Annotated in this window: 20 protein-coding genes; 2 read left to right on the plus strand and 18 right to left on the minus strand. The window is 42.8% G+C overall.

Going from position 1 to position 25,175, the window contains the following annotated elements; all coding sequences use genetic code 11:
* Positions 1-27: 27 nt before the first annotated feature.
* The 10 genes from EL140_RS08330 to EL140_RS08375 form a co-directional block, all read right to left on the minus strand.
* Complete coding sequence (locus EL140_RS08330) at positions 28-7,872, minus strand: YSIRK-type signal peptide-containing protein (RefSeq protein WP_002874853.1); 7,845 nt, start codon at positions 7,870-7,872, stop codon at positions 28-30.
* A 176-nt stretch (positions 7,873-8,048) separates the two neighbouring features.
* Complete coding sequence (locus EL140_RS08335; protein WP_000036690.1) at positions 8,049-9,716, minus strand: DAK2 domain-containing protein; 1,668 nt, start codon at positions 9,714-9,716, stop codon at positions 8,049-8,051.
* A 2-nt stretch (positions 9,717-9,718) separates the two neighbouring features.
* Positions 9,719-10,084 carry an Asp23/Gls24 family envelope stress response protein gene (locus tag EL140_RS08340; RefSeq protein ID WP_000216434.1) on the minus strand — a complete coding sequence of 122 codons (366 nt, stop codon included), beginning with the start codon at positions 10,082-10,084 and terminating at the stop codon, positions 9,719-9,721.
* A 152-nt stretch (positions 10,085-10,236) separates the two neighbouring features.
* Positions 10,237-10,425, minus strand: a complete 189-nt coding sequence (gene rpmB / locus EL140_RS08345) for a 50S ribosomal protein L28 (RefSeq protein WP_001140948.1) — start codon at positions 10,423-10,425, stop codon at positions 10,237-10,239.
* A 104-nt stretch (positions 10,426-10,529) separates the two neighbouring features.
* Complete coding sequence (locus tag EL140_RS08350; RefSeq protein WP_000725743.1) at positions 10,530-11,204, minus strand: LiaF transmembrane domain-containing protein; 675 nt, start codon at positions 11,202-11,204, stop codon at positions 10,530-10,532.
* 5 nt (positions 11,205-11,209) lie between these two features.
* Positions 11,210-11,656 carry a LytTR family DNA-binding domain-containing protein gene (locus EL140_RS08355; protein ID WP_000776577.1) on the minus strand — a complete coding sequence of 149 codons (447 nt, stop codon included), beginning with the start codon at positions 11,654-11,656 and terminating at the stop codon, positions 11,210-11,212.
* A gap of 113 nt (positions 11,657-11,769) precedes the next feature.
* Positions 11,770-12,273 carry a phosphatase PAP2 family protein gene (locus EL140_RS08360; protein ID WP_000800954.1) on the minus strand — a complete coding sequence of 168 codons (504 nt, stop codon included), beginning with the start codon at positions 12,271-12,273 and terminating at the stop codon, positions 11,770-11,772.
* A 96-nt stretch (positions 12,274-12,369) separates the two neighbouring features.
* On the minus strand, positions 12,370-14,130 hold the full coding sequence (locus EL140_RS08365; RefSeq protein WP_000428385.1) for an ABC transporter ATP-binding protein: 1,761 nt from the start codon (positions 14,128-14,130) through the stop codon (positions 12,370-12,372).
* On the minus strand, positions 14,120-15,889 hold the full coding sequence (locus EL140_RS08370) for an ABC transporter ATP-binding protein (protein WP_000731803.1): 1,770 nt from the start codon (positions 15,887-15,889) through the stop codon (positions 14,120-14,122). Before EL140_RS08370 ends, EL140_RS08365 begins: the two co-directional genes overlap by 11 nt.
* Complete coding sequence (locus EL140_RS08375) at positions 15,873-16,334, minus strand: MarR family winged helix-turn-helix transcriptional regulator (RefSeq protein WP_000360517.1); 462 nt, start codon at positions 16,332-16,334, stop codon at positions 15,873-15,875. The genes EL140_RS08370 and EL140_RS08375 overlap by 17 nt, the downstream gene beginning before the upstream one ends.
* A 193-nt stretch (positions 16,335-16,527) precedes the next feature.
* On the opposite strand from EL140_RS08375, the gene EL140_RS08380 reads away from it, so the two are divergent.
* Entirely contained in the window at positions 16,528-17,232 is a 705-nt protein-coding gene (locus EL140_RS08380; RefSeq protein ID WP_000675584.1) for a CD20-like domain-containing protein, read from the plus strand.
* A 50-nt stretch (positions 17,233-17,282) separates the two neighbouring features.
* On the opposite strand, the gene EL140_RS08385 is transcribed toward EL140_RS08380, so the two are convergent.
* Both EL140_RS08385 and EL140_RS08390 read right to left on the minus strand, forming a co-directional pair.
* Entirely contained in the window at positions 17,283-17,999 is a 717-nt protein-coding gene (locus EL140_RS08385) for a YebC/PmpR family DNA-binding transcriptional regulator (RefSeq protein WP_000532891.1), read from the minus strand.
* Between the two features lie 96 nt (positions 18,000-18,095).
* A complete protein-coding gene (locus EL140_RS08390; protein WP_002874864.1) occupies positions 18,096-19,466 on the minus strand; it encodes an MATE family efflux transporter in 1,371 nt (456 codons plus the stop codon).
* A gap of 109 nt (positions 19,467-19,575) precedes the next feature.
* Between EL140_RS08390 and EL140_RS08395 the strand changes: the two genes are divergently transcribed.
* Positions 19,576-20,130: a GNAT family N-acetyltransferase gene (locus EL140_RS08395; RefSeq protein WP_000060285.1), complete on the plus strand. Its 555-nt coding sequence runs from the start codon at positions 19,576-19,578 to the stop codon at positions 20,128-20,130.
* A gap of 130 nt (positions 20,131-20,260) precedes the next feature.
* Here the strand turns inward: EL140_RS08395 and EL140_RS08400 are convergent, their stop codons facing one another.
* The 6 genes from EL140_RS08400 to tsaE all read right to left on the minus strand — a co-directional run bounded on the left by EL140_RS08400 (position 20,261) and on the right by tsaE (position 25,156).
* The gene (locus tag EL140_RS08400) at positions 20,261-20,455 is read right to left on the minus strand and encodes a PspC domain-containing protein (RefSeq protein WP_000415528.1); all 195 of its coding nucleotides are present in this window, start codon (positions 20,453-20,455) and stop codon (positions 20,261-20,263) included.
* 169 nt (positions 20,456-20,624) lie between these two features.
* Complete coding sequence (gene recA / locus EL140_RS08405) at positions 20,625-21,773, minus strand: recombinase RecA (RefSeq protein ID WP_001085515.1); 1,149 nt, start codon at positions 21,771-21,773, stop codon at positions 20,625-20,627.
* Between the two features lie 54 nt (positions 21,774-21,827).
* Positions 21,828-23,084 carry a competence/damage-inducible protein A gene (locus tag EL140_RS08410; protein ID WP_000642669.1) on the minus strand — a complete coding sequence of 419 codons (1,257 nt, stop codon included), beginning with the start codon at positions 23,082-23,084 and terminating at the stop codon, positions 21,828-21,830.
* 72 nt (positions 23,085-23,156) lie between these two features.
* Complete coding sequence (lytR, locus tag EL140_RS08415) at positions 23,157-24,197, minus strand: glycopolymer--peptidoglycan transferase LytR (RefSeq protein ID WP_000592174.1); 1,041 nt, start codon at positions 24,195-24,197, stop codon at positions 23,157-23,159.
* A gap of 4 nt (positions 24,198-24,201) precedes the next feature.
* Positions 24,202-24,723 (minus strand): GNAT family N-acetyltransferase, encoded by a 522-nt coding sequence (locus EL140_RS08420; protein ID WP_000455521.1) that lies wholly within the window; start codon positions 24,721-24,723, stop codon positions 24,202-24,204.
* Entirely contained in the window at positions 24,713-25,156 is a 444-nt protein-coding gene (gene tsaE / locus EL140_RS08425) for a tRNA (adenosine(37)-N6)-threonylcarbamoyltransferase complex ATPase subunit type 1 TsaE (protein WP_000556960.1), read from the minus strand. The genes EL140_RS08420 and tsaE overlap by 11 nt, the downstream gene beginning before the upstream one ends.
* Positions 25,157-25,175 lie beyond the last annotated feature (19 nt).

Genomic DNA, 25,175 nt, shown 5'->3' on the forward strand with positions numbered 1-25,175 from the left:
AACCGATTTCTCGGTTCTTAAAAATGATTAGTCTGATTCATCGTTTCGTTTCTTTTTACCTAGCAATCCAAGTGTCATGGCACCTGCTAGGGCTGTCAGAATTCCTAGATTTTTCAAACCATCTTCTTGACTTCCTGTATTTGGAAGTTGATTTTTTTCTACAGAGATGTTTTGGGTCAATTGATCTGGTTTCGAATCAGGTACTGAAAGTTCTTTTTTATCAGACGGCTTCACTTGCTCTGGAAGTTCTACTACTGTTGGAGTATAGAATCCTGAAATGATATTTCCATTACGGTCTTTACGGATCACTTTCACACCTTTGGCTTGTCCTACAAAGTCTGCCTCAGGGGTAAAGGTGACGGTGCCATCTGGTGAGATTACATAAGTTCCTTCACCTGGAACGACTTTTTCAGTTGTTCCATCTTCAAAGGTTGGCGGAACTGTCAGATCGACATCACCTGTAAAGTTTGGTTTACCAGTCTGAGTTTGACCTTTAAGACCTTCTGATGTCGCATCACTCACTTGTGTTTGTCCAAGGACAGTTGGTGTGTAGCGAGCAGTAACTACATTTCCATACACATCCAAACGTTTCACAACCAATCCTTTAGCTGTACCAACAAAGTCTGGTTCTGGAGTAAAGGTAATCTTACCATCTTTATCAATTGTATAGCTTCCTTCACCCGGAACAACCATAGTCGTGCTACCATCCTCAAATGTTGGTGGTACAGTCGAATCGATATGTCCTTCAAACACTGGTATTGCCACTTGTGGTTGGCCTTTTGCTCCTGTAGAAGCCGTGTCATGACCAGTAGATGGATCTACAACTGTTGGACGATAGCTTGCAGTAACTGGAGTACCATTCTTATCCTTGCGGACAATCGTTACGCCTGTTCCTTTTCCTACAAAATTAGCTTCTGGAGTGAAGGTGACGATGCCATCTAGTGAGATTGCATAAGTTCCTTCACCTGGAATCACTTTTTCAGTTGTTCCATCTTCAAATGTCGCCGCCACAGTTTCATCGATTGGAACAAGCGGATTACCACCTTCAAATGTTGGCGTACCTGTTTGAACAAGACCCTTAATGTTAACTGAAGAAGTATCTTTACCAGTTGGAGTCACCTTAGTAAACTCTGGGCTGTAAGTCGCAGTAACTGGGGTGCCATTCTTATCCACACGTTTGACTGTGACTGGAGTTGGGTTTCCAACAAACTGTTTGTCTGGCGTGAAAGTTACAGTTCCGTCTGGGGCAATCGTGTAAGTTCCTTGGCCTGGAATAGTCTTCTCTTTGCTTCCATCTTCGAAGGTTGGTTCAACTGTTTCATCGATTGGAACCAGTGGATCACCACCTTGGAAGCTTGGAGTGCCTGTTTGTGGAACACCCTGAGGACCCGTGCTAGTTGCGCTAGTTCCTGTTGGTGTTACTTTCGTAAACTCTGGACTATAAGTTGCAGTAACTGGGGTGCCGTTCTTATCCACACGTTTGACTGTAACTGGAGTTGGGTTTCCGACAAACTGTTTGTCTGGGGTGAAGGTCACTGTGCCGTCTGGTGCAATCGTGTAAGTTCCTTGACCTGGAATAGTCTTCTCTTTGCTTCCATCTTCGAAGGTTGGCTCAACTGTTTCATCGATTGGAACCAGTGGATCGCCACCTTGGAAGCTTGGAGTGCCTGTTTGTGGAACACCCTGAGGACCTGTGCTGGTTGCGTTAGTGCTGGTTGGGGTTACTTCTTTCACCACCGCTTGGTACTTGACAGTAACAGGAGTTCCGTTGGCATCCACACGAGTCAATTCAAGTTCTGGTGTTTCACCCTTGAACTGTTTATCAGGAGTGAAGGTCACCTTACCATCTGCGTCCACTTCGAACTTACCAACATTTGGCACTTCTTTCACAGTTGCACCATTGTCAAATAGTGGAGTTGAATCAGCTGGGAATGGAACAGAATCATGGCCTGGAGTGAAGGTCACTTTACCTTCTTGTACCTGACCTTGCAAACCTTCTGTCTTATCACCTGAACCAGTTGGCGTTACTTTCGTAAACTCTGGACTATAAGTCGCAGTAACTGGGGTACCATTCTTATCTACGCGTTTGACTGTGACTGGATCTGGTTTGCCTACAAACTGCTTGTCTGGAGTGAAGGTTACTGTTCCGTCTGGAGCAATCGTATAGGTTCCTTGACCTGGAATGGTCTTCTCTTTGCTTCCATCTTCGAAGGTTGGCTCGACTGTTTCATCAATTGGAACCAGTGGATCACCACCTTGGAAGATTGGAGTACCAGTTTGTGGAAGTCCTTGAGGACCTGTACTTGTTGCACCGGTTCCAGTTGGAGTTACCTTAGTAAACTCTGGGCTGTATGTCGCAGTAACTGGGGTGCCATTCTTATCCACACGTTTCACTGTAACTGGATCTGGGTTTCCAACAAACTGCTTGTCTGGAGTGAAGGTTACAGTTCCGTCTGGTGCAATCGTGTAGGTTCCTTGGCCTGGAATAGATTTCTCTTTGCTTCCATCTGCGAAGGTTGGCTCTACTGTTTCATCGATTGGAACTAATGGGTCACCACCTTTAAACGTTGGAGTTCCTATTTGCAGAAGTCCTTGAGGGCCTGTGCTGGTTGCGCCGGTTCCTGTTGGTGTTACCTTGGTCACTGTTGGGGTATATGTCGCAGTAACTAGGGTGCCATTCTTATCGACTCGTTTAACCGTTACTGGAGCTGGGTTTCCAACAAACTGTTTGTCTGGAGTGAAAGTTACAGTTCCGTCTGGCGCAATTGTGTAAGTCCCTTGACCTGGAATAGACTTCTCTTTGCTGCCATCTGCGAAGGTTGGCTCAACTGTTTCATCAATTGGAACCAGTGGATCACCACCTTGGAAAGTTGGAGTACCAGTTTGTGGAACACCCTGAGGACCTGTGCTGGTTGCGTTAGTTCCTGTAGGTGTCACTTTAGTCACTGTTGGGGTATAAGTCGCAGTTACTGGGGTACCGTTCTTATCCACACGTTTGACTGTGACTGGAGCTGGGTTTCCGACAAACTGTTTGTCTGGGGTTAAGGTCACTGTACCGTCTGGTACAATCGTGTAAGTTCCTTGACCTGGAATAGTCTTCTCTTTGCTACCATCTTCGAAGGTTGGCTCGACTGTTTCATCGATTGGAACCAGTGGGTCACCACCTTGGAAGCTTGGAGTACCTGTTTGCGGAACACCTTGAGGGCCTGTGCTGGTTGCGCCAGTTCCTGTTGGTGTTACCTTGGTCACTGTTGGAGTATAAGTCGCAGTGACTGGAGTTCCATTCTTATCTACCCGTCTAACCGTTACTGGAGCTGGAGTTCCAACATACTTCTTATCCGGCGTAAAGGTGATAGAACCATCTGGATTGATGCTGTATTCACCCACACCTGGAACTGTTTTCGTTGACTGTCCATCTTCGAAAGTCATTGGTTTCGTATCATCAATTGGAACCAATGGATTACCTTCTGTGAAGGTTGGGGTACCTTTTTGCGGTTGACCTTGGATACCATTTGAAGTGGCATCCGTTGAAGTTGGAACTACTTCTTTTACCACCGCTTGGTACTTGACAGTAACTGGAGTGCCGTTGACATCCACTCGAGTCAATTCAAGTTCTGGTGTTTCACCCTTGAACTGTTTGTCAGGGGTGAAAGTTACCTTGCCATCTGCGTCCACTTCGAACTTACCAACATTTGGCACTTCTTTCACAGCTGTACCATTGTCAAATAGTGGTGTCGAATCAGCTGGGAATGGAACAGAGTCATGGCCTGGTGTGAAGGTCACTTTACCTTCTTGGACCTGACCTTGCAGACCTTCTGTCTTATCACCTGTACCAGTTGGCGTTACTTTCTCAACAACTGGGGTATAGGTCGTTACAGCCGACTCTCCATTTTTATCCACCACTCCAACTTGAACTGGAGTTGCTGGACCATAGAAGGCTTTCAGAGGAGTAAAAACAATTGTTTTATTTACAAGATCTAAATCGTACGTCCCTTGGTCGGCAATGGTTAGCGAAGTTACCTTTTGTCCATTCTCATCATAAAGAAAGACACTACTTTGGACTAGTTCAACGGATTTCTTTGCTCCATTAATGGTTGTTGTCCCTTTTGTAAAGTGGACCTCGCTCTCGCTTGCTCTATCCTCATCAAATTGAATCGTCGCTGCCTGCTTCTGCCCTTGAAAGCCTTTAGATTTCGCTGCACTTGCTGATGGAACAACTGGAAGCGGAACATAATACACCACCCGATACCAGGTAAATTCTTTTTCCAACTCTTCATCTCTAGGATCATCCGCGGTCAATAAATATTCATCGAGAGCTCCTTCTCCCGACATTGTGTTTGCATCAATATCCTCTCTTGGATAATAGCCAGGAATTTCAGGAGAAATCACTTGAGACCAAGTTTGGTCTGCAGACCAGGCTGAGTATGTCACACCAGCTGTCGCATCATTTGGTTGCCGTTTCGCCAAAACCTGGTCAATTCTCTTCGTGCGAGTAAACGAATGAGTCTCAACATGTTTTGGAGGAAGGAGTGATAAATCAGAATGGTTTGTTTTTTTGAGATATTCATAATCAATTTCGCGAGTTCCACGAACAGTTTCGGTTAGTTCTGTAATCTTGTGTCTAAACTGAAACTTGAATTGTTTTGGACTAGCCGAATCACCAAAGGTATGATCTGTAAAATCGTTACTGATCAGTTCATATCCTGCATCTTCCAATTCCTTAATTCGACGAGCAGGATCATAAGAAATTGGTCCATTAGGTTTGCCTACAACTGTGTCTACCTGTCCTAGTTGCACTTCCTTAGACGGATCGTTTACATCCACAAAGGTGAAACTTGCAGATGACAGTTTGGTGGACATTTGGATAGAAACATTATTAGATTCTGTATACTTAGAATTGCCATTTGCCATGGCCGAAGAAAGATAAGCTCTCGCACCTGAGGTTGTATTTTGCTCGATAACTGCTCCATCGATAGGAAATTGAACCCTACTTCCAGCAGCAACCGGAGCAGTCGAATGCCAACGAACTGCACGAATCTCTGACCAATCCGACACTTGGTCTGCTGTGAGCCATTGTGAAGCATTAATTTCTGCAGCAGTGCCCGCAGTACGACTATATTGAACTTCCCAGCCTGAAGGTGGTGTTAGAGCTTTTGTCAAACTCACTGTAAATTCAGAGCCACGATTTCTGGATTCCAGCTGTTTATCACCTTTCATCGGCAAAGAAGATAAGACATAGACATCTGAAACTGACTGTTTAGCTGCGTTTTTATAGGTCACTCTGAAATCAATCTCATCACCAGGATAGTGCTCTTGGGTATTGTAGGCAAAGTGCTGATTTGTAGCTCTCTTCACTTCAGAGTAGACACCGCTCGCTTCCGACGCCTGTACGACCACATTGAAGTCATGAGAGGTCGAATTTTTCGAAGTAACGGTAATACCATCCAATTCACCTAGATCATAACCATTTTGAGCTTGAACATCTGGAAGTTCTTCGTCCCAGAAAGCAATTGCTTTATAGGTATAGGTCCCATTCGGAATCGTCTTGTTTTCCAACTTCAAAAGCGTTGGGGGCATAGGGGAGTCTGGGGTTCCCTTCACTTGGGCATAGTAGAGAGTTTTCCCAGTATCTTTGTAATTATAATAGACCTTAAAATTAAGGTTTCCACTAAAGTTTAATTGTGGATCAGCCAAATAGGCTAAATGGTAAACTCCCGTCAAGTTTGCGAAGTTCTGAGTAGGGGTGTCTTTACCCGCAGTCCTTGTGATAAAATCTTCCTTAAAACCAGAAGCATCTGTATGTCGGTTGAAAACATCTGTCCGACGACGTCCAACCATCGAAATTTGCTGGATAACACGCGTCAATTCGGCTGAAGCCGTTTGAGAGAAGGAAACAGTGTTGCTAGTATTCTTAAAAGTGAAATCCGTTCTAGAATCCAACTTACTAATCGTCGAATCTTTATAGAGACTTTCCCAATTATTAAAACGTGTTTTGGTCTGGAAAAAAAATGCCGAAGTATCATTTGTCGAGGACTTCCTCATCTTGATATTTTTAAACTTGTACTCCAGTTCCTTCACATCTTGCTCTTCCGTCAATCGTAGACTGCGAGTGTTACTATTAAAAGTCCCTAACAACTCACCTGTAGCTTTATTGTATACTTCTACAGATGCATCCGGCGAAGAGAAAAATTCATTCCAATAACGCTCCTCAATCGCATTGACTTCCCGATAAGACTCTCGTGGGTCCTGTATTTTATGAGTGACAGTATAGTCATTGATAAGATAATCTTTTTCAACCTCAGCGACCGAAGAGAGCCGAACATAAGAACGGTATTCTGTTTCACCATAAGAACGAATTATCTCCGAATCTGACTGATTATAGTGTCTAAACTCAAAGAGAGAAGATTCTGGCTGATCAGTTTTTTGAACAAAGAGAGTATAGGGGAGAACAGCCGTATTTTGATAACTAGTCCCATCTGCTTTTGTATAGATCCCCGTCACAGTTAGGTTTTGTGCTTTTCTATTGATATCTGCTACTTTGGCATTCTTTAACTTGAAAGAAATTGGAATGAGCTTATTTTTATTGTTATTAATATCTTGAAGCGGATTGTTAGCTCTGTTAATCGTCAGATGGTAACCCGTCGCATCGGCAGTCCATCCTAGAGCTTTAGCTTCATCTGTCAATTCATAACCTTCTTTTAACTCTATATTATAGGTATAAGAAGTGACAGGATCAATGATATGCCCTCCGACATCACTAATCCCCATACCATTGATCATACGACCATCAAAGACACCATTTCCATAGTTGAAGTAATCATTTCTTGCCGTATTATTCTTAGGATCTTTCGCACCGTTAAATAGATAGTAGGACACGACCGATGAATCATCGTCGACAATACCATCGTTATTTCGATCGTAGCCAATGACCTGATTGCCAGACATTGGAGTCAGGCCACCCACCCCGTTTTCTAAGACTTTCCATGTGTGTTCAATGCTTCCAAGTTCTTTGAGGACATTGCCATTTTTGTCATAGAGCTTAGCAGTTGCGGTCACCTTATGGTCTGGCCCAATGGCTTGGACAGCACCTCCCCAGTTCTGAGTCAAAGGATCTATCTGAAAAGTATAGACGAAGTTATAGTTTGCTCCACCTCTCAGATTTGCAGGTTCTATCTTTAAATCAAGGTCCCCATTCGTTTTTTCTTGGCTGAACTTTACACCACCAACTGGAGAAGGGGTCAATTTAATAGCCTTCCCATTTTGGAAATGAATTTTGATATACCCACCAGAATAATCTGCTTCGTGTCCAGTAATACTAAAAGTCAAGGACTCACGAACACTATCTACAGCATGGATATCTTTGATTGGCGAATGAGTTTTAAATTCTGCATTGACTTCATCTAGCGATCTCTTGCGCCTAGAAGAAGTTTTCCCGCTAGAGCCACTTTCTTCCTTGCTTTTCTGCTCAGTTTGAGTTGATTCTAGAGACTGCTTTTTATCCTCATCTAAAGAAGGCTGACTCGCTTCCTTCGTATTGTCAACTTGAGAAACTGGTTGGCTCTGAGAGACTGGTGCAGATACTTCTGTTTTGGACGGTTCAGCTTTATCCTCCAGCTCCTTAACCGCTTCGTTCTGTATTACCACTTTTTGAGGCTCAGAAATGACTTCCTGTCCATTCTCAGCACTTTTTTCCTTCTGTTGAATTTCCGCCTGCGTTTGTTGTTCCTTATTGTTGACTTGAGCTTCATCCGCTTGCACTGGAGAAGTAGCCATGACCATAAAGGTTCCTAACAATACCGAGCAAGTCCCAACACTTAACTTTCTAATTGAAAAGCGGGAAAAAGATTGATTAAAAAATTTTTTCTTCATCATTTCTCCTTTATATTCATACTTAATCTAACATAACAGCTTTATCATTATAACTTATAGTAAATAGAATTTCCAATAGAATGTTCATTTCTACATAAATTTCTTTATAACTCCAATTGCATAGAAAAAAGAAGCTGAAAAACCAGCTTCCTTCTGTTGTTTTTATTCAATTTTCACGATTATTCCACACTGAAAAGATATGGATATACGGGTTGTTGACCTTGGTGGATTTCGACTTCAACATCTTCAAATTCTTCTGCGATTTCTTGGGCAATTTCATTGGCAAGTTCTTCGCTTCCGTCTTCACCGACATAGAAAGTCACGATTTCACTGTCTTCGTCCAACATATGTTTCAATGTTTCTGTCAAGGTTTGGTGCATGTCAGGGTTTGACACGAGGATTTTCCCATCAACCATACCAAGATTATCATTTTCATGAATTGCTAATCCATCGATAGTTGTATCACGAACGGCTGTTGTTACACTACCGCTGATGACATCACCAAGGGCTGCAGTCATACGTTCTTTGTTTTCTTCGATTGATTTGCTTGGATCAAAGGCAAGAAGACTGGTCAACCCTTGAGGAATTGTACGTGCTTCTACAACAACAGCAGGTTGTTCAAGCACTTCAGCCGCAGACTGAGCTGCCATAAAGATATTTTTGTTGTTTGGCAAGAAGATGATGTTGCGAGCATTGACCTGTTCAACAGCCTTGATAAAGTCTTCTGTTGAAGGGTTCATCGTCTGACCACCTTCGATGACATAATCCACACCTTGGGCACGGAAGATATCTGCTAAACCTTGACCAGCTACTACTGCGATAAGGGCATACTCTTTTGTTTCAACAGGCTTGTTGCCTTGAGTTGCTTCTTTTTCAACTTGCGCTTCGTGTTGGTTACGCATGTTGTCCACTTTTACTTTGATCAAGCTACCATATTTGAGACCTTCTTGCATGACAAGACCTGGATCTTCTGTATGGACGTGAACTTTGACGATCTCATCATCGTTGACAACAAGGAGCGAGTCCCCGAGTTCATTCAAGTAGTTGCGGAATTCATCGTAGTCAAAGTCCTTAGAATAAGTTGGACCTTGTTTGAGGGCTACCATGATCTCTGTACAGTAACCGAAGGTAATATCCTCAGTTGCCACATGCCCTGCTACAGACTTGTGGTGCTCCGCATTGATCATTTCACTCATGTTGGCAGGAGTCGCTACAAAGTCTTCAGAAGCACTGTATTCACCAGTAAGAGCTGAAAGGAATCCTTCGTAGATGAAGACCAAACCTTGACCACCTGAGTCTACCACACCAACTTCCTTAAGGACTGGAAGCATTTCTGGTGTCTTAGCAAGGGCTGCTTTAGCTCCTTCCAAGGCTGCACGCATGACCTCAACAGCATCATCTGTCTGCTCTGCTTTTTTCTTAGCACCGATGGCAGCACCACGTGATACAGTCAAAATTGTTCCTTCAACTGGTTTCATAACCGCTTTATAAGCTACTTCGACACCGGATTGGAAGGCAAGAGCCAAGTCTTGACCTGTTAATTCATCTTTTTCCTTGATAGCCTGAGAGAAGCCACGGAAGAGCTGAGAAGTGATAACCCCTGAGTTCCCACGCGCACCCATCAAGAGCCCTTTAGCAAGAATGCTCGCCACTTCTCCAACTGTAGAAGCCGGCTTGTCTGCTACTTCTTTGGCACCATTTTCGATGGTCATTCCCATGTTTGTCCCAGTATCTCCATCTGGAACTGGAAAGACGTTTAATGAATTGACATATTCTGCTTGCTTATTCAAACGAGTTGATGCAGCCTGCACCATCTCTTGAAATAAGCTGGTAGTAATTTTTGACACGATTATTCTCCTACAACTTTGATATTTTGAATGTAGACATTCACAGTCTGAGCAGTAATTCCTAGTTGATTTTCTAAACTAAAACGAACACGCTCTTGAATGTTTTTTGACACTTCGCTTATCTTTACTCCGTAGCTCAATACGGTATAAACATCAACTGCAATGCTACCATCTTCGGCTGCTTTTATAACAACACCCTTAGAATAATTTTCCTTACCAAGAAGGGCTTGGAAATTGTCTTTGAGGGCATTTTTACTAGCCATACCGACCACACCAAAAATCTCAGTTGCGGCACCACCTACTACGGTTGCAATCACTTCATCTGTCAGTTCGATTTGACCATCTTTTGTATTAATTTTTACAGTCATTTTTTTTACCTCAACTAGTTGATACTCTATTTTATCATATTTCAGCCCAAGTGTAAAAGCAGAATGCTGTATCGGCGGATATTTACTCTATTTTTCAAATGATTTTATCTCTAGAGCAAAAGAAAAAGACCAGTTAGGTCTTTTCATTTTTATTAAACGCGTTCAACTTTACCTGATTTCAAAGCACGAGCTGAAGCCCAAACTTTTTTAGGTTTACCATCGATAAGAACAGTAACTTTTTGAAGGTTTGGTTTTACGGCACGTTTTGTTTGGTTCATCGCGTGTGAACGGTTGTTTCCTGATACAGTCTTACGACCTGTAAAGTAACATACTTTAGCCATTTTGTTTTCCTCCTATTAGATCTAATATAGCGGATGTGCTAGCACCACATACCGTACTATGTTATCACACTTTCTCGAATTTATCAAGGGCCTAAACTATTTTTTTATTTAACGTAAACAACTCCAAGTTTACCAAAAGCGACTTCCCCACGGATAATCAAGGTTTTGTTTGTTGGCGCTACAGGAGCATCTGCCTTAGCTGCACCAAAGGAGGTTTCTACTTTCAAATCGACACGCCAGTGTTGTGGAACATAGACAGTTGCATTCCCGAAGGCCACTTCAATATTTAAAGTTGCAAAATCACCTAACATCTCTGCATTATCATAGTAGATTTTAGCATCCCCAAAAGCGACTTCCACTTGGTCATCTACGAGATCTTGATCTTGCTTATAGAAGGTCCCGCTACCAAAAGCGACTTCCTTATCCGTGACGACTGTTTTTTTCCCATCGTACCACCATTTTTTTTCATTCCAGAACTTACTTGAGTGAGTAAGATAACCAACACCGAGTACCACCAAGATGCTAGCCCAGATGAGAGAATGATTGGTAACTGGTAACAAGTCATAAGCGTAATTTGCAATGATGAGCGCTAGTAACCCTGTAAAAACTGCCGAAGTGAGATGGCGTCTAAGGATGGACTCAATGGACTTATAAGCAAAAAAAACAATACCTAGTAAAGGCCATATCTTACCATCCAAAGAAGGAATGCCAAAATTCCCTTGCAGCAAGATCCAAGCTGCTAAAACCAATAAAACAATACCAAATGCTTTCTTTTTCATGCTTTTTACCTCATGTTTCTTAGATTTTCTTTTAGGAGGGATTGGTAATGCCGTGAGACATGAACCTCCTTGTGCGTCTGATAAAAGGAAATGGTGCCCGTTCCTGAAAAGGACTTGTCCACTGAGTAAATCTGACGGATGTTTGCTATCGTTGACTTGGAAACTCGACTAAAATAGCGAGGTAAGATGGACTCCAACTCATAAAGTTTGAGACGAACTTCATAGGCTTCCTTCTGGTTATGAGCATAAATCTTGCTCCCTTCTGTTTCAAAGAAGAGAATTTCTGACAGATCTAGATAATATTCACCTGTCCCCTTGTAAAAAGTCAACCTCGGAGCCTTTGACTCTTGCAAAAGTCGTTGCAAGTCTGCAATTTCATCTGTCAAAGTGGGGGTCTTGATGACAATTTCAGTCTCCTCTAAATTGTCGTCAATCTCAATTCGTAACTTCATCACATCTCCTTTCTGACTCTACTATATCAAAGCTAAGTTAGGAATACAAGGGCAAAAAAGCAAGTGGTCAATTTGAAGCAGTAAGTGGTTGTAGGACTAGCTTAACTTACATATCAGAATAGGAAGAAAAGGAATCCCCACACCAGACCACAAGCATAGCCAGCGATGACATCCTTGGGATAATGAACACCCCCTAAAACCCTCACCAGTCCCAGTAAAGCTGAAAAGACCAAGCATGCTAAGCCAACAGGTAGACTAGCATGCAGACAGATCATGGAGATGATAGTTGCCGAAAAGACATGGCGACTGGGCATCGACTGTCCCGAACTATCCTTTTCAAGCAGAGGACTGATGTCCCAAGTTTCATAAGGTCGCGGGTGGTTGATTTTCTTACGAAAAAGAGACAAAATCACAAAACCTGATGCAGGGATAAGCACATAAACCCCAACTTGCTGACCCAGTCCTAGTTTCAGATAAGTAGTGACTAGCAAGGTCAGATAGACCAGGGGCATGGTGACCGTCATCAAACGATTGAAATTAAGCAATAGAAATAAAAGGGTGGGATGGCTAGTTAGTTTAGAGCTAAGGTTGCTATACCATTCTTGATAATTTTTCATGTATTCTTCTCATTATCACTTTATTTTTACCTCTAGGTGAGGCGCTTGTCTTCTAGTATAGTGCAGAAAAAGAAGGCCGTCAAGCCTTCTTTTGATTTATTCTTCTGCTTCGTCTTCTGTAAACTGACTATTGTACAAGTCAGCGTAGAAGCCACCTTGCGCCATTAGTTCCTCATGATTGCCTTGTTCGATGATATTCCCATCTTTCATGACAAGAATCAAGTCAGCATTACGGATAGTTGACAAGCGGTGGGCGATGACAAAGGAAGTTCGACCCTCCATCAAACGATCCATGGCTTTTTGAATCAACTCCTCTGTACGTGTGTCGACTGAAGATGTCGCTTCATCCAAAATCAAGAGTGGTGCATCCTTAAGAAGTGCACGAGCAATGGTCAAGAGTTGTTTTTGCCCAACAGACAAGGTCACAGTGTCATCCAAAACCGTATCGTAGCCGTCTGGCAAGGTCATGATAAAGTGGTGGATTCCCACTGCCTTGCTGGCTTCAATCATTCGTTCATCACTAATCCCTGTTTGGTTGTAGATGAGATTATCACGAATGGTTCCTTCAAAGAGCCAAGTATCCTGCAAGACCATTGAAAAGGCATCGTGCACTTCAGAGCGCTTCATGTCCTTGGTATCCACACCATCAATGCGGATACTTCCCTTATCTAGCTCATAGAACTTCATCAAAAGATTGACAATGGTTGTCTTCCCAGCCCCAGTCGGTCCAACGATTGCGACCTTTTGACCTGCATGAGCTGTCGCAGAAAAATCATGGATGATGGTGCGCTCTGGTGTATAGCCAAAGGACACGTGATCAAAGACTACTTCCCCTTTCATGTCGCTCAATTGTCTCTCCTTATGAGATTCATCCTGCATCTCAGCTTCAGCTAGAAATTCTAATACACGAGTCATGGCTGCACTCGCTTGTTGCAGGCTCGTAATCCCTTGGGCAATCTGTGACAGAGGTTGGGAGAAGGTCCGTACGTAAACCATAAAGGCTACGATAATCCCTATAGTGATATGCCCTTCTAACGCCAGCGCGGCCCCAACGATGATGACTAAGACATAACTAAAGTTCCCAACAAAGAACATGGCTGGCATCATGATACCAGAGATAAATTGAGATTTCCAGATACTGTCATGCAAGTCTTGGTTTAACCCTGCAAATCTCGCTTTGGAGGTGTCCACTGCGTTGTAGCTGGTCACTACATTATGGCCAGAGTACATCTCTTCCACATAACCATTGACGGCTGCTAGATTATTTTGTTGGGCTTTAAAATAACCCTGTGACTTGGCCATGATTACGGAAACCGCCGCAAAACCAACAAGCGTAGAGACCACTGTTACGAGAGCTAAAATCCAGTTCATCCCAAACATGGTCACCAAGACAGCAATCAACAAGAAACTAGCTGAAAGAACTGTCCCTAGACTTTGGTTGAGAGATTGCGCTGCTGTATCCACATCATTGGTCACGCGCGAAAGGGTGTCTCCTTGTGAATGACGGTCAAAATAGCCAAGTGGCAAACGATTGATTTTTTCAGCGATAGCCGTCCGCAAGCGTTTTGAAAAATGTTGGATACTCGTTGAAAATATATAGGCCTGTGTATAATTAAGGATAGCTCCAAACACATATAGGACAACCAAAAATCCAGCAATGTTTGACACAGCTACCAAGTCGATTTCTGTAGCCAAGCCATCTGAAATCAAGTTAGTAATTTCTTTAATCTTAGTTGGACCATAAACGGTAATGATGCTTGAAATGACTGCAGCCACAACTGCTATTAGGAGAGGAAGTTGGAGGCCTGCCATATAAGGTTTGCACTGTTTCCAGACCGAAACTTTTTTATTTTCCATGTTCCAATTCCTCCTTCGATAGTTGTGAGTAGGCAATTTCTTGGTAGACTTCGTTGGTTGCAAGAAGTTCCTTGTGGGTGCCTTGTCCCACGACTTTACCTTGATCCAAAACTAAGATCAGGTCGGCGTCCATAATGGTAGAAATCCGTTGCGCTACGATGAGCTTGGTCATGGATTTTGTTTTCTCAGCTAGCTCTTGGCGAAGGACACGATCTGTCTTGTAGTCCAAGGCTGAGAAGGAATCATCAAAGATGAGAATCTCTGGTTTACGAGCCAAGGCACGCGCAATGGCTAAACGCTGTCTTTGACCTCCTGAGAAGTTGGTTCCGCCTTGAGCCACTTCTGATGCAAGACCTGCTTCCTTGTCTTCGATGAAGCTTTTAGACTGGGCCAATTCCAAGGATTGCCACATAGCAGCTTCGCTTAGAGGAGTTTCTTTGCTCTTACCAAAGTCCAAGTTCCCCTTGACATCTCCTGAGAAGAGGACTGCTTTTTGAGGGATATAGCCGACCTTATTGCGCAAATCTTCCAAATCGTAATCTTGCACATTAACTCCGTCCACTAGGATTTGTCCATCTGAAACGTCGTAAAAACGTGGCAAGAGGTTGACAAGCGTAGACTTACCTGATCCAGTCGATCCGATGAAGGCTACGGTTTGACCCGCTTCTGCTTTGAAAGTGACATGTTCCACGACTGCTTCTGAGTTTTTAGAGTAGCGGAAGGTTACATCGCGGAATTCCACTTGTCCTTGAACTGAAGGATCCGCTGTCTGTGTATGACTAGGATTTTCAATAGAAGAATGCAGATCCAATACTTGATTGATACGTCCTGCCGAAACCAAGGTACGAGGAAGAACAATAAAGAGTGCTCCCATGAGAAGGAATCCCATCACGACCTGCATAGCATAGGACATGAAGACCACCATATCACTAAAGAGTGGCAGACGTTCTGCCAAACTTGCATCGTTGATAATGTAGGCACCAATCCAGTAAATAGCTAAACTTAGTCCACTGGAAATCGCCATCATAATCGGGTTCATAATGGCCATCAATCGATTGACAAAGAGATTGAGACGTGTTACCTCATCGTTGGCTGCTTCGAATTTTTCATCTTGGTAATCTTCGGCATTGTATGCGCGAACAACTCGAATCCCAGTCAAGCTTTCACGAGTGATGCTATTGAGTTTATCTGTCAATTTTTGGATAACAGATTGTTTTGGAAAGGCCAGAGTCATAAGAACAGTGGTCATCAAGACATTGACAATAACAGCCACAACGACCGCCCAGAGCCAGTATTCCGATTTCCCAAGGATTTTTCCAATGGCCCAGATAGCCATAATCGGCCCACGAGTAACCACTTGCAAGCCCATGGTAAAGAGCATCTGTACCTGGGTAATATCATTGGTCGTCCGAGTCAAAAGACTTGGGATTGAAAAGCGCTTGATCTCTGTCTGTGAAAAATCTAAAACGCGATGAAATACGTCTCTACGTAGATGGGTTGTATAGGATGCTGCAACACGAGCAGCAAAGAAACCCACCATAACAGATGAAAAGAAAGCCAATAAAGACAAACCAATCATCTTCGCAGCTGGTGACCAGAGTTCACCCAACTGCGTTCCAGACGTTCCCAGTAATTCTGTAATTTGCGAAATATAAGTCGGCACCTCTAACTCGAGATAGACCGAGAAACAAGTGAACAGAATCGTAAGGACAATCATTCCCCACTCTTTTCCTGTAATACGTTTAGCGAGTTTCTTCATTCTCTCCTCCTATCTTCTCAACATTTTCTTGCAACTGACCGAGAACCTTTTCAAAGATTGCCAAGTCTGACTTTGAAACCCCCTCTAGCAGACTCTGATCGATCCGATCAAAAAAAGCCTTAACTTTTTGCATCTGCGAACGCGATTTCTCCGTCAGGCGAACAAATTTTGCCCGCTTATCGCTCGGGCTGGCCTCTAGCTCAACCAAACCATTTTGCACCATACGCTTGACTAGATTACTCGCCACAGATTTGGTAATATTGAGTTCCTGCTCGATATCCTTAATCAAGACCAATTCCTCTTTTTGTTCACAATGATCTAAAAAACGCAGAACCTGCCCTTGCGGTCCACCCATAAATTCAATGCCACATCGCTTAGCTTCTTTCTGTACCATCAGATGAAGCTGGTGTCCAAAACGTTTGAACATTAACATCGGCTTGTCCATGATTGCTCCTTTCTTACGATAAATATAGTTCTCACAAGAACTATTTAAGTTCCCATGAGAACTATTTTATCGTTTTCAGAAAAGATGTCAAGAAAAAAAGTTTCCAAGAGAACTATTTTAGTTTAAATTGACATTAGGCAATATTTTTTCTATAATAAGCACTAACTACTGTGGATAGAAATCCATTCACTCGATGAAGGGAGAAAACTTTCAAATGAAACCAGAAGAACAAAGAGTTTTAGGAATCTTAGCAACCATTTTTGGAGCCATCGCACTTTTAGGATCTTGGATCCCATTTATTAACTATCTATCGTTTTTCATCGCCATTGTTGCATTTATCTTGGGGATTATCGGTCTTATCGTCAACCTCAAAAAACGGAAAACAATGGCCATTATCGGAACATCCCTTGCAGTTGCTTCAGTTGTACTTTTCTTTACGACCCAGGTACTGTACGCTAATGTCTACAAAGAGTTTGTCAGGGAGTTTAACCGTTCCTATAGAGAGGCAAGTTCCTCAATGGAACGCGAAGAAGAAAGCGACTTGACAGATGATAGCGCCTATCCCATCCCAGAGGAGGAAGAAGACGATAACTTCACTTGGACCCAAGAACAGTTCGACGCCTTAATCGAAGGTGACCTTGACAACAAAGGAAAAGGTGGTACCAACTACAAGGATATTATCAAAAAACACGGACTACCAGACTCCGAATTTGACTCCACTATCGGAGGTTATAATACGAGAAAAATCACCTATATCTCCATTGGAGACAAGATCAAGACCGTTACCTTAACTTTTGCAAAACAGGACAATGGACAGCTCTTGCTCGTCCAAAAACATGCAGTCGGTCTAGGTCTAGAAAAAAGCAAGAAACAAAACGATTCTGAAACCAGAGTTTAAGTTCAAATATCAAAAAAAACGAACAGCTAGTAAAACTGTTCGTTTTTCTATTAGAATCCATCTACGTTTGTGTAGATCTTTTGTACGTCTTCGTCGTCCTCAAGAACGCTGTAAAGTTTTTCAAAGGTTTCAAGGTCTTCGCCTGACAATTCCACTTCAGACTGAGGAATCATTTCCAATTCAGTCACTTGGAATTCTTCGATGCCAGACTCACGAAGGGCAACGATAGCCTTGTGGAGATCTGTTGGAGCAGTGTAAACAGTAATTGTTCCTTCTTCTGCTTCTACATCGTCCACATCCACATCTGCTTCGAGCAAGAGTTCAAAGATGGCATCCGCATCTTCACCAGCAAATACGATCACACCCTTGTTGTCAAAGAGGTAAGAAACCGAACCTGAAGCACCCATGTTTCCGCCGTTTTTACCAAAAGCTGCACGGACATTAGCTGCGGTACGGTTGACGTTTGAAGTCAAGGTATCCACAATCAACATAGAACCATTTGGTCCAAATCCTTCGTAACGTCCTTCTGTAAAGGTTTCGTCTGTGTTTCCTTTTGCTTTATCAATCGCTTTATCGATAACGTGTTTCGGCACTTGGGCTTGTTTCGCACGGTCGATAACGAATTTCAAAGCAGTGTTTGATTCTGGGTCTGGATCCCCTTTTTTAGCTGCTACATAGATTTCTACACCAAATTTTGCATATACTTTAGAGTTAGCTCCATCTTTAGCCGTTTTCTTGGCTACGATATTGGCCCATTTACGTCCCATTAGGAATCTCCTTTTTTCACATTTTAATCTTTCTTATTATAACACAAGTTTTTTCGATTTTCACTAGAGGAAATGGATTTTGTTCAGCAAACCCAGCTAGTATTGTCCTTTGGCTGCCAAGATTGCCTTGCCTTCTTTTATCAGGGGATGGCGGAAAAGTGAAAAGTACAGTTGTGTAGTCATGGCAACCCAGATAAGGGGTTCACAAAGGATAACCCCCCTATAGCCTGCCCAAGGGATAATCAAAACCACAAAAACGATTTTCCCGATGAGTTCTATAAAGCTGGAAACTAGAGGAAGGACTTTCTGCCCCAAGCCCTGCAAGCAATTGCGATAAATCAGCAAGAGGCTCAAAATCGGATAAAAGACTGAACTGATTTGCAGGTAGAGGCTACCATTTTCTACCAAGTAAGTATCTGTCGAACTGGCCAAGAAAGAAACCAAACTAGGACTGGCAAAAAAGAGGAAGATACAAACAAAACCTGCCCAGGACATGCTCAGGCGACTCCCAATACCAAGTCCTTGAACAATGCGGTCTGGTCGCTTCGCACCGAGATTCTGAGAGGCAAAGGTCGTCATGGCAGAAGAAATAGCCGTCATTGGAAGGAGCGCAAAAGCCATGATGCGTCGCGCCGCTGTTTGGGCACTTATAATTACTGCTCCAAAAGTATTGACAGAAGACTGTAAAATCACGCTACCAATGGACACAATCGAACTCATCAGACCCATAGCCAAACCTTGCTCCAAGAGATCCGCATACAAGGCCTTGTTCCATTTAAAATGCTTGAGTTGAGGAAGCAGTTCTGGAACACTCTTACGGATATAGAAAAAGCAAAGAACCGCTGACAAGCCTTGTGAAATAATAGTAGCAAGCCCCGCAGATTGAACTCCCAGATGCAGTTGCGTAATAAAATACAAATCCAGAACCACATTGACCAAGGCAGAAAAAATCAGGAATCCAAGGGCTGCTAGACTGTCACCAATAGACCGCAACAAGCCTGCAAAAAGATTATAGGCAAAGCTGACACTGACACAAGTCACAATCATAGAAATATATTGATAGGATTGAGGAAGGATTTCTGCCGGGGTATCTAAATATTGCAGGAGTGGATACAGACCGACAAAGCCCATCAGCATGACCACAATGCTCAAAAGAGCACCTAAAATCCAAGTTGCTGCTACTGCTTCTTTAATTTTAGTGAAATTACGAGCCCCATAATAGCGGGCAATGACAATCCCCATGCCATTTCCAACACCAAGCGTAAAGCCTATAATCAAGTCAAAAATGGCAGTTGTCGCCCCTACTGCTGCCAAGGAATCTTGACCAAGAAATCGTCCAACAATCAAGACGTCAGCTGTATTATAAAGCTGTTGAAAGATATTAGACAGCAAGATTGGAAAGGCAAAGCTTAACAGCGCAGGAAGAATAGGACCATGTATCAAGTCCACGGATCGTTTCTTATTCATAAAGCTATTATATCAGCTTTCTAAAGGAGCGACAAGGCTCTGTCACTAAGTTTGCAATCAATTGCTTACAGAGAGACAATTTGCTATAATCAAGAAAAGGAGGTCATTTATGAGTTTGACCAGTCAATTAATTACCGATGTATTTCCCGATCTGGATAAGGTTGAGAAGCTAAACAAGGAAGCATTCCCCGAGGAAGAACGAGTTCCTCTGTCAGAGTTTTTACGCTATCAGGACCGAGAAGACGCCCACTTTTTTGCTTTTTATAACCAAGAAGAATTCGTCGGCTTTGCTTTTGCCATCTCCAACCCAAAGGCCTTCTATATCAGCTTTTTTGCCATCATGCCCCACCTGAGAAGCCACGGGTACGGAAAGGAAATTATCGAGAAGCTGACTGAGTTTTACCAGCGAACCATGTTGCTTGAAGTCGAGCGATTAGATGAAGAATGCGATAACTTGGAGCAAAGAAAGTCCCGCATGGATTTCTATCGCCAAAATGGTTTCAGAACAGCCAACGCTTTTCTAGAGTACGAGGGTTTGAGTTTTGAAATTCTCTACCGTGGCGACCATTTTGACGAAGAAGCCTATCGCGATATCTTCCAAAAGTTACAGAATGAACATTATTTTGACTTTCATATAGAGTATCGTCGTTTTAGTGACCATTAAACAGGACTTGTCCATCTGGTGAAGAACATCTCTTTTTCGATAGAAGCTACATATAAAAATGCATGTAACCACGATTACATGCATTTTTTATTTTCAACTGATCAGAATAAACTTTTATTCTCTCTATGGCTTAAGCTTCTGCATTGCCTTCTGGAAGAAGGAAGTAGAGAACAGCATAAGCTAAGATTCCAGAACCACCAAGTAGGGTGAAGATGATCCAAAGTGCACGAACAAGTGTGTGGTCCATGTTAAAGTAGTCACCGATACCTGCACAAACACCAGCAATCTTTTTGTCTTGTACGTTACGAACAAGGCGTTTTTCCATTATAGTAGTCTCCTTTTTATAGAATGATTTAATTTTATCATCAAATTAAAAAAATTGCAACAGTTTTTTTAATTTTTTTGATTAAATACTCTTTTATTACGCTTTTGAAGCTTATGGAGAGTTAATAATTAAACATAAAAAGCAGAGAAAGACTTCTCCGCTTTTATTTTTATTCTTCAATTTCGATTCCAAGATCATCGCCAAGGTCAAGTGTTACTTCTTGATTAGAAGTCGCCTCCGCTACTGGACTATGATCAGAAGCTTCTTCATCTTCAATCAACCCATATTGAACACGAACTTGATGGTCAATAGCATCAAAAATCTCTGGGTGATCCGCCAAGTATTTCTTAGCATTTTCAGATCCTTGTCCGATTTTTTCACCCTTGTAAGAGTACCATGCTCCCGCTTTTTGGATGATATCGAGATCACTTGCGATCTTCAAGAGCTCACCAGTTTTAGAAATCCCTTCTCCGTACATGATTTCAACAAAGGCTTCCTTAAATGGTGGAGCTACCTTGTTTTTCACGACCTTGATCTTGGTTTCCTTACCGACATTGGTATCTTTTTGGTCACCAGTTCCTTTGATTTGTGTGCTTCCACGAACATCCAAACGGACTGAAGCGTAGAATTTCAAAGCACGTCCACCAGGTGTTGTTTCTGGATTTCCAAACATGACCCCAACTTTTTCACGCAATTGGTTGATAAAGATGGCAATTGTTTTGGTTTTATTGATAGAAGCTCCGAGTTTACGCATGGCCTGGCTCATCATTCGAGCCTGCAAACCAACGTGACTGTCTCCAATATCCCCATCAATTTCCGCACGAGGTACAAGGGCCGCAACTGAGTCGATAACGACAAGGTCAACTGCACCTGAGTCAATCAATTTTCCAGCAATTTCAAGACCTTGTTCACCTGAGTCTGGTTGTGACAAGAGCAATTCGTCAATATTCACACCAAGGGCTGCAGCATAGGCTGGGTCAAGAGCATGTTCCGCATCGATAAAGGCTGCAATACCACCTTCTTTCTGTGCTTGCGCAACAGCGTGAAGGGCAACCGTTGTCTTACCAGATGATTCTGGTCCATAGATTTCGATGATACGTCCTTTAGGATAACCACCTGAACCAAGGGCAATGTCAAGAGCCAATGAGCCTGAGCTCATCACTTGCACCTTTTGCTCTGCACGTTCACCCAAGCGCATGATTGAACCCTTACCAAAGTCTTTCTCAATCAATTTAAGAGCATCGTTCAATGCTTTTTCACGGTCAGCTCCAAATTTTTTCCCAATTTCATCTAATTTTTTTGTTGGTTTTTTCGCCATTTTGTTCTCCTATATTCTACTGGTCCTTCGACCTATCTTTCATTATACCAAAATTTAGTCACTTAATAAAGTCTTGCGAACTAGGTTAAAGGCATGCATAACCGCGATGTGACGTACATCTGCTCGACTCCGTCCTGCGATATTAGCCTTGATCACTTCTGTCCCTTTTGCATGTGCCAGTCCAATAAAAACTGTGCCAGCTGGATGCCCCTCTAGGCTATCTGGCCCAGCTACACCTGTCAGACTGACTCCATAATCAGACTGAGTCTTGAGCCGTGCCTGCTCTGCCATTTTTCGAGCCGTAAACTCAGAAACGACCCCGTGTTCTTTTAGCTCTTGCTCGGAAATATCCAACATCTTAGACTTTTCTTCTAAACTGTAAGTGACAAAACCGCCATTAAAGATTGCTGAAACGCCCGAAAAGTCTGCTAATGTCGCTTGAAAGAGACCTGCCGTCAAGCTTTCTGCCGCAGTAATGCTTTTCTGTCTCTTCTTTAGCTCTTCTACAACGACACTTGCGAGGCTGGTTTCTTCCCCATATCCATAACAGATATCTCGTAGAGAAATCCCCTCGAAAGTTTGACGATCCAAGATTTGATTTTCTAAGATGTCCAGTGCTTGATCAGCCTTTTCTTGACTAACTGCTTTTGTAGACAAGCGCAAGGTCACTTCTCCTGTTTTGGCATACGGTGCCAAAGTCGGATCGGTTTGATGGTCAATCAAATCCGCCAAAATGGTCACCAACTGACTCTCCCCAATTCCAAAGAAACGGAGCACTCGTGAGTACAGTTTGGTTCCTGTCATCAGCATGGGCAAGAGTTGATTTAATACCATAGGTTTCAATTCACTAGGTGGTCCTGGAAGGACCACGTAGGTTACACCATCCACTTCCAATACTCCTCCTACTGCTAAACCTGTCTCATTTGGCAGTGGAGTCGCCCCTTCTACAATTTGGGCTTGGCGCTCATTATTCGGTGTCCGAGCATAGTCAGGTCTATGAGCAAAGAAAATATCCAGTTTCTCTTGCGCTTGAGGGTCAAACACTAGATCTTTTCCTAAAAATTTTGCCAGGGTTTGTTTGGTCAAATCATCCTCAGTTGGTCCCAAGCCCCCTGTCAAAATCACAAGATTACTACGTTGACTCGCAATCTCAAGCAAGGACAAAAGACGAGCTTCATTATCTCCAACAGCAGTTTGGAAGTAGACATCTACCCCGATTTCGGCTAGTTTCTCTGATAAAAACTGAGCATTGGTATTGACAATCTGCCCTGTTAAAATTTCTGTTCCGACAGCAATAATTTCTGCTTTCATGTTTCCTCCTACTTATCTATTCGAATTTTTTTGAAAAAATCGCAGGAAATTTCCCACGATTTGATTCTTTTCTTATTCTGCTTCTTCGTTTGAAGCGTTAGTACTGGTTGAAGGTGCTGTCCGACCAAAGGCTGTTTCGTACAGTACCGCATTGGTTTCCAATTCTGTCACTGGCTCTTTACCTAGTGAACGACGCAAGAGATTTTGCATCTCGAGCATATGTTCTGAAGTGACGATTTGATAAGAAATTCCCTGTAGCTCAGCATCTTCCCCACGCAATTGATGCGTTTCGATATTCTTGAAAGAATCTTGATAGCCAAGCAATTGTGGAATGCTCTTAGCTGACAAGTCCACATTGGTCTGCATGTTATCACTCAAAGCTTTGAGGATACCTTGATAATGACTCACACTGTTTAGGCTCAAAACCTTCTCAACGATTTTTTGAATGACTTCACGTTGACGTTTTTGACGACCATAGTCTCCCTCTGGGTCTTGGTAACGCATCCGTGAATACACCAAGGCTTCCTCCCCATTCAAGGTTTGTTCTCCAACACCGATGGAAATCTTATTGAACTCTTCTTGGTCAGCAATCGAAATTGGGAAACCGAGTGTATTGTTGACGGTGATCCCACCAACTGCATCCACCAATTGTTGAAGCCCCTGCATGTTAACCATCACATAGCGGTCAATGTGGATATTCATCATCTTTTGAATAGTAGAAATTGCAAGTTCCGCACCACCATTAGCATAGGCCGCATTGAGTTTGGCTTCCTGAACTTGACCGTTTCCAGTCTCAATCTTGGTCAAAATATCCCGTTCCAAACTCATCATAGTGGTTTTCTTTGTTTTGGGATTAACCGTCAGGAGAATCATGGAATCACTATTTCCCGCCCACGGGTCTGTACGTTCCACATTTCCCGTATCTACCCCCATCAAGAGGATGGTCAGAGGCTCCGTCGCTTCGATAACGTTGGTTTCTTCCCCGATTTTTTTGTAAGTCTTTTTACTTAGGGTTTCTGTTCCCTGTTGGTAGATGGTATAGCCATAAACCGCTACACCTAAAACTGTTACTGCTAGGAAACCTAGCACCATTCCAATTAATTTTTTAATCATCTCGTTATTTATTTATCAGCTTGCCCATAAGACAAACATCTAAAAATATCCCTTCTGCTAAATAGGCTCCTCTTTCTTGTAAGCCTTCTGTGATAAATCCCATTTTTGAATAGAGGTGGACTGCAGCCTCGTTTCGTTTTTGTACACTAAGTTGCAAACGGCGCAAGACGCCACTGACTTTAGCCCACTCGATGCCTTCTTCTAGAAGTATAGTCGCCAAGCCTTGGTTCCAAAATTTCTTGCGAACTGCTAAAAAAACATCACCGATATGTCGAACTCTTAAATGTTGGTCCGCTGTGATATTTAAAACTCCTGCAATCTCATCATTCAGTAAGGCGAGGAGAGTAATTTGATTCTCTGATACAGCTTGTTTTTCGATAAAAAGAGCCATTTCAGAAGCTGTCATCATGATACCATTTTCATCCAAACTGGTAAAATCTGTCTCTTGACCGACACAATCTAAAAATGCAATTAAGGCTGTAGCATCTGATGTCTCTGCCTCACGAATACACAACTCATACTCCATCTTGAAGCTCCTTGATGAGTTGTCCAGCCCGAGAGCCATGAGCCGTAAAATGAAGACAACGACCCTCAGCTTCTTTCAAAATTTCCAATTCCAAGTAAGAATCTGGTAAATCTTCACCCAAAAGATGCCCCCACTCAATAACAGTCACACCACCTCCAAAGAGAAACTCATCCAAGTCAATAGAATCAGCATCACCTTCGATACGGTAGACATCCAAGTGGTAAAGTGGCAAACGCCCTTCGTACTCTCTAACAATGGTATAGGTTGGACTTTTAATCATCTGACGGATATCCAAGCCCTTAGCAAGGCCTTTTGTAAAGGTTGTTTTACCCGCTCCCAACTCTCCAGTCAAGATCAGAACATCGTCTTTTTGAAGCAAATGACCTAATCTTTCTCCGAGAGCTAGAAGCTCTTCTTCATTTTTTGTGTGCATGCTACTATTATACCAAAAA

Origin of the sequence: Streptococcus oralis ATCC 35037 (assembly GCF_900637025.1) — a bacterium.
GTDB classification, from domain to species: Bacteria; Bacillota; Bacilli; order Lactobacillales; family Streptococcaceae; genus Streptococcus; species Streptococcus oralis.

What these genes read in the sequence shown, in the direction of transcription:
- EL140_RS08330 (WP_002874853.1), bottom strand. Translation starts at nt 7,872, where the DNA reads ATGATGAAGAAAAAATTTTTTAATCAATCTTTTTCCCGCTTTTCAATT.
- EL140_RS08340 (WP_000216434.1), bottom strand. Translation starts at nt 10,084, where the DNA reads ATGACTGTAAAAATTAATACAAAAGATGGTCAAATCGAACTGACAGAT.
- rpmB (WP_001140948.1), bottom strand. Translation starts at nt 10,425, where the DNA reads ATGGCTAAAGTATGTTACTTTACAGGTCGTAAGACTGTATCAGGAAAC.
- EL140_RS08350 (WP_000725743.1), bottom strand. Translation starts at nt 11,204, where the DNA reads ATGAAAAAGAAAGCATTTGGTATTGTTTTATTGGTTTTAGCAGCTTGG.
- EL140_RS08355 (WP_000776577.1), bottom strand. Translation starts at nt 11,656, where the DNA reads ATGAAGTTACGAATTGAGATTGACGACAATTTAGAGGAGACTGAAATT.
- EL140_RS08360 (WP_000800954.1), bottom strand. Translation starts at nt 12,273, where the DNA reads ATGAAAAATTATCAAGAATGGTATAGCAACCTTAGCTCTAAACTAACT.
- EL140_RS08365 (WP_000428385.1), bottom strand. Translation starts at nt 14,130, where the DNA reads ATGGAAAATAAAAAAGTTTCGGTCTGGAAACAGTGCAAACCTTATATG.
- EL140_RS08370 (WP_000731803.1), bottom strand. Translation starts at nt 15,889, where the DNA reads ATGAAGAAACTCGCTAAACGTATTACAGGAAAAGAGTGGGGAATGATT.
- EL140_RS08375 (WP_000360517.1), bottom strand. Translation starts at nt 16,334, where the DNA reads ATGGACAAGCCGATGTTAATGTTCAAACGTTTTGGACACCAGCTTCAT.
- EL140_RS08380 (WP_000675584.1), top strand. Translation starts at nt 16,528, where the DNA reads ATGAAGGGAGAAAACTTTCAAATGAAACCAGAAGAACAAAGAGTTTTA.
- EL140_RS08385 (WP_000532891.1), bottom strand. Translation starts at nt 17,999, where the DNA reads ATGGGACGTAAATGGGCCAATATCGTAGCCAAGAAAACGGCTAAAGAT.
- EL140_RS08390 (WP_002874864.1), bottom strand. Translation starts at nt 19,466, where the DNA reads ATGAATAAGAAACGATCCGTGGACTTGATACATGGTCCTATTCTTCCT.
- EL140_RS08395 (WP_000060285.1), top strand. Translation starts at nt 19,576, where the DNA reads ATGAGTTTGACCAGTCAATTAATTACCGATGTATTTCCCGATCTGGAT.
- EL140_RS08400 (WP_000415528.1), bottom strand. Translation starts at nt 20,455, where the DNA reads ATGGAAAAACGCCTTGTTCGTAACGTACAAGACAAAAAGATTGCTGGT.
- recA (WP_001085515.1), bottom strand. Translation starts at nt 21,773, where the DNA reads ATGGCGAAAAAACCAACAAAAAAATTAGATGAAATTGGGAAAAAATTT.
- EL140_RS08410 (WP_000642669.1), bottom strand. Translation starts at nt 23,084, where the DNA reads ATGAAAGCAGAAATTATTGCTGTCGGAACAGAAATTTTAACAGGGCAG.
- lytR (WP_000592174.1), bottom strand. Translation starts at nt 24,197, where the DNA reads ATGATTAAAAAATTAATTGGAATGGTGCTAGGTTTCCTAGCAGTAACA.
- EL140_RS08420 (WP_000455521.1), bottom strand. Translation starts at nt 24,723, where the DNA reads ATGGAGTATGAGTTGTGTATTCGTGAGGCAGAGACATCAGATGCTACA.
- tsaE (WP_000556960.1), bottom strand. Translation starts at nt 25,156, where the DNA reads ATGCACACAAAAAATGAAGAAGAGCTTCTAGCTCTCGGAGAAAGATTA.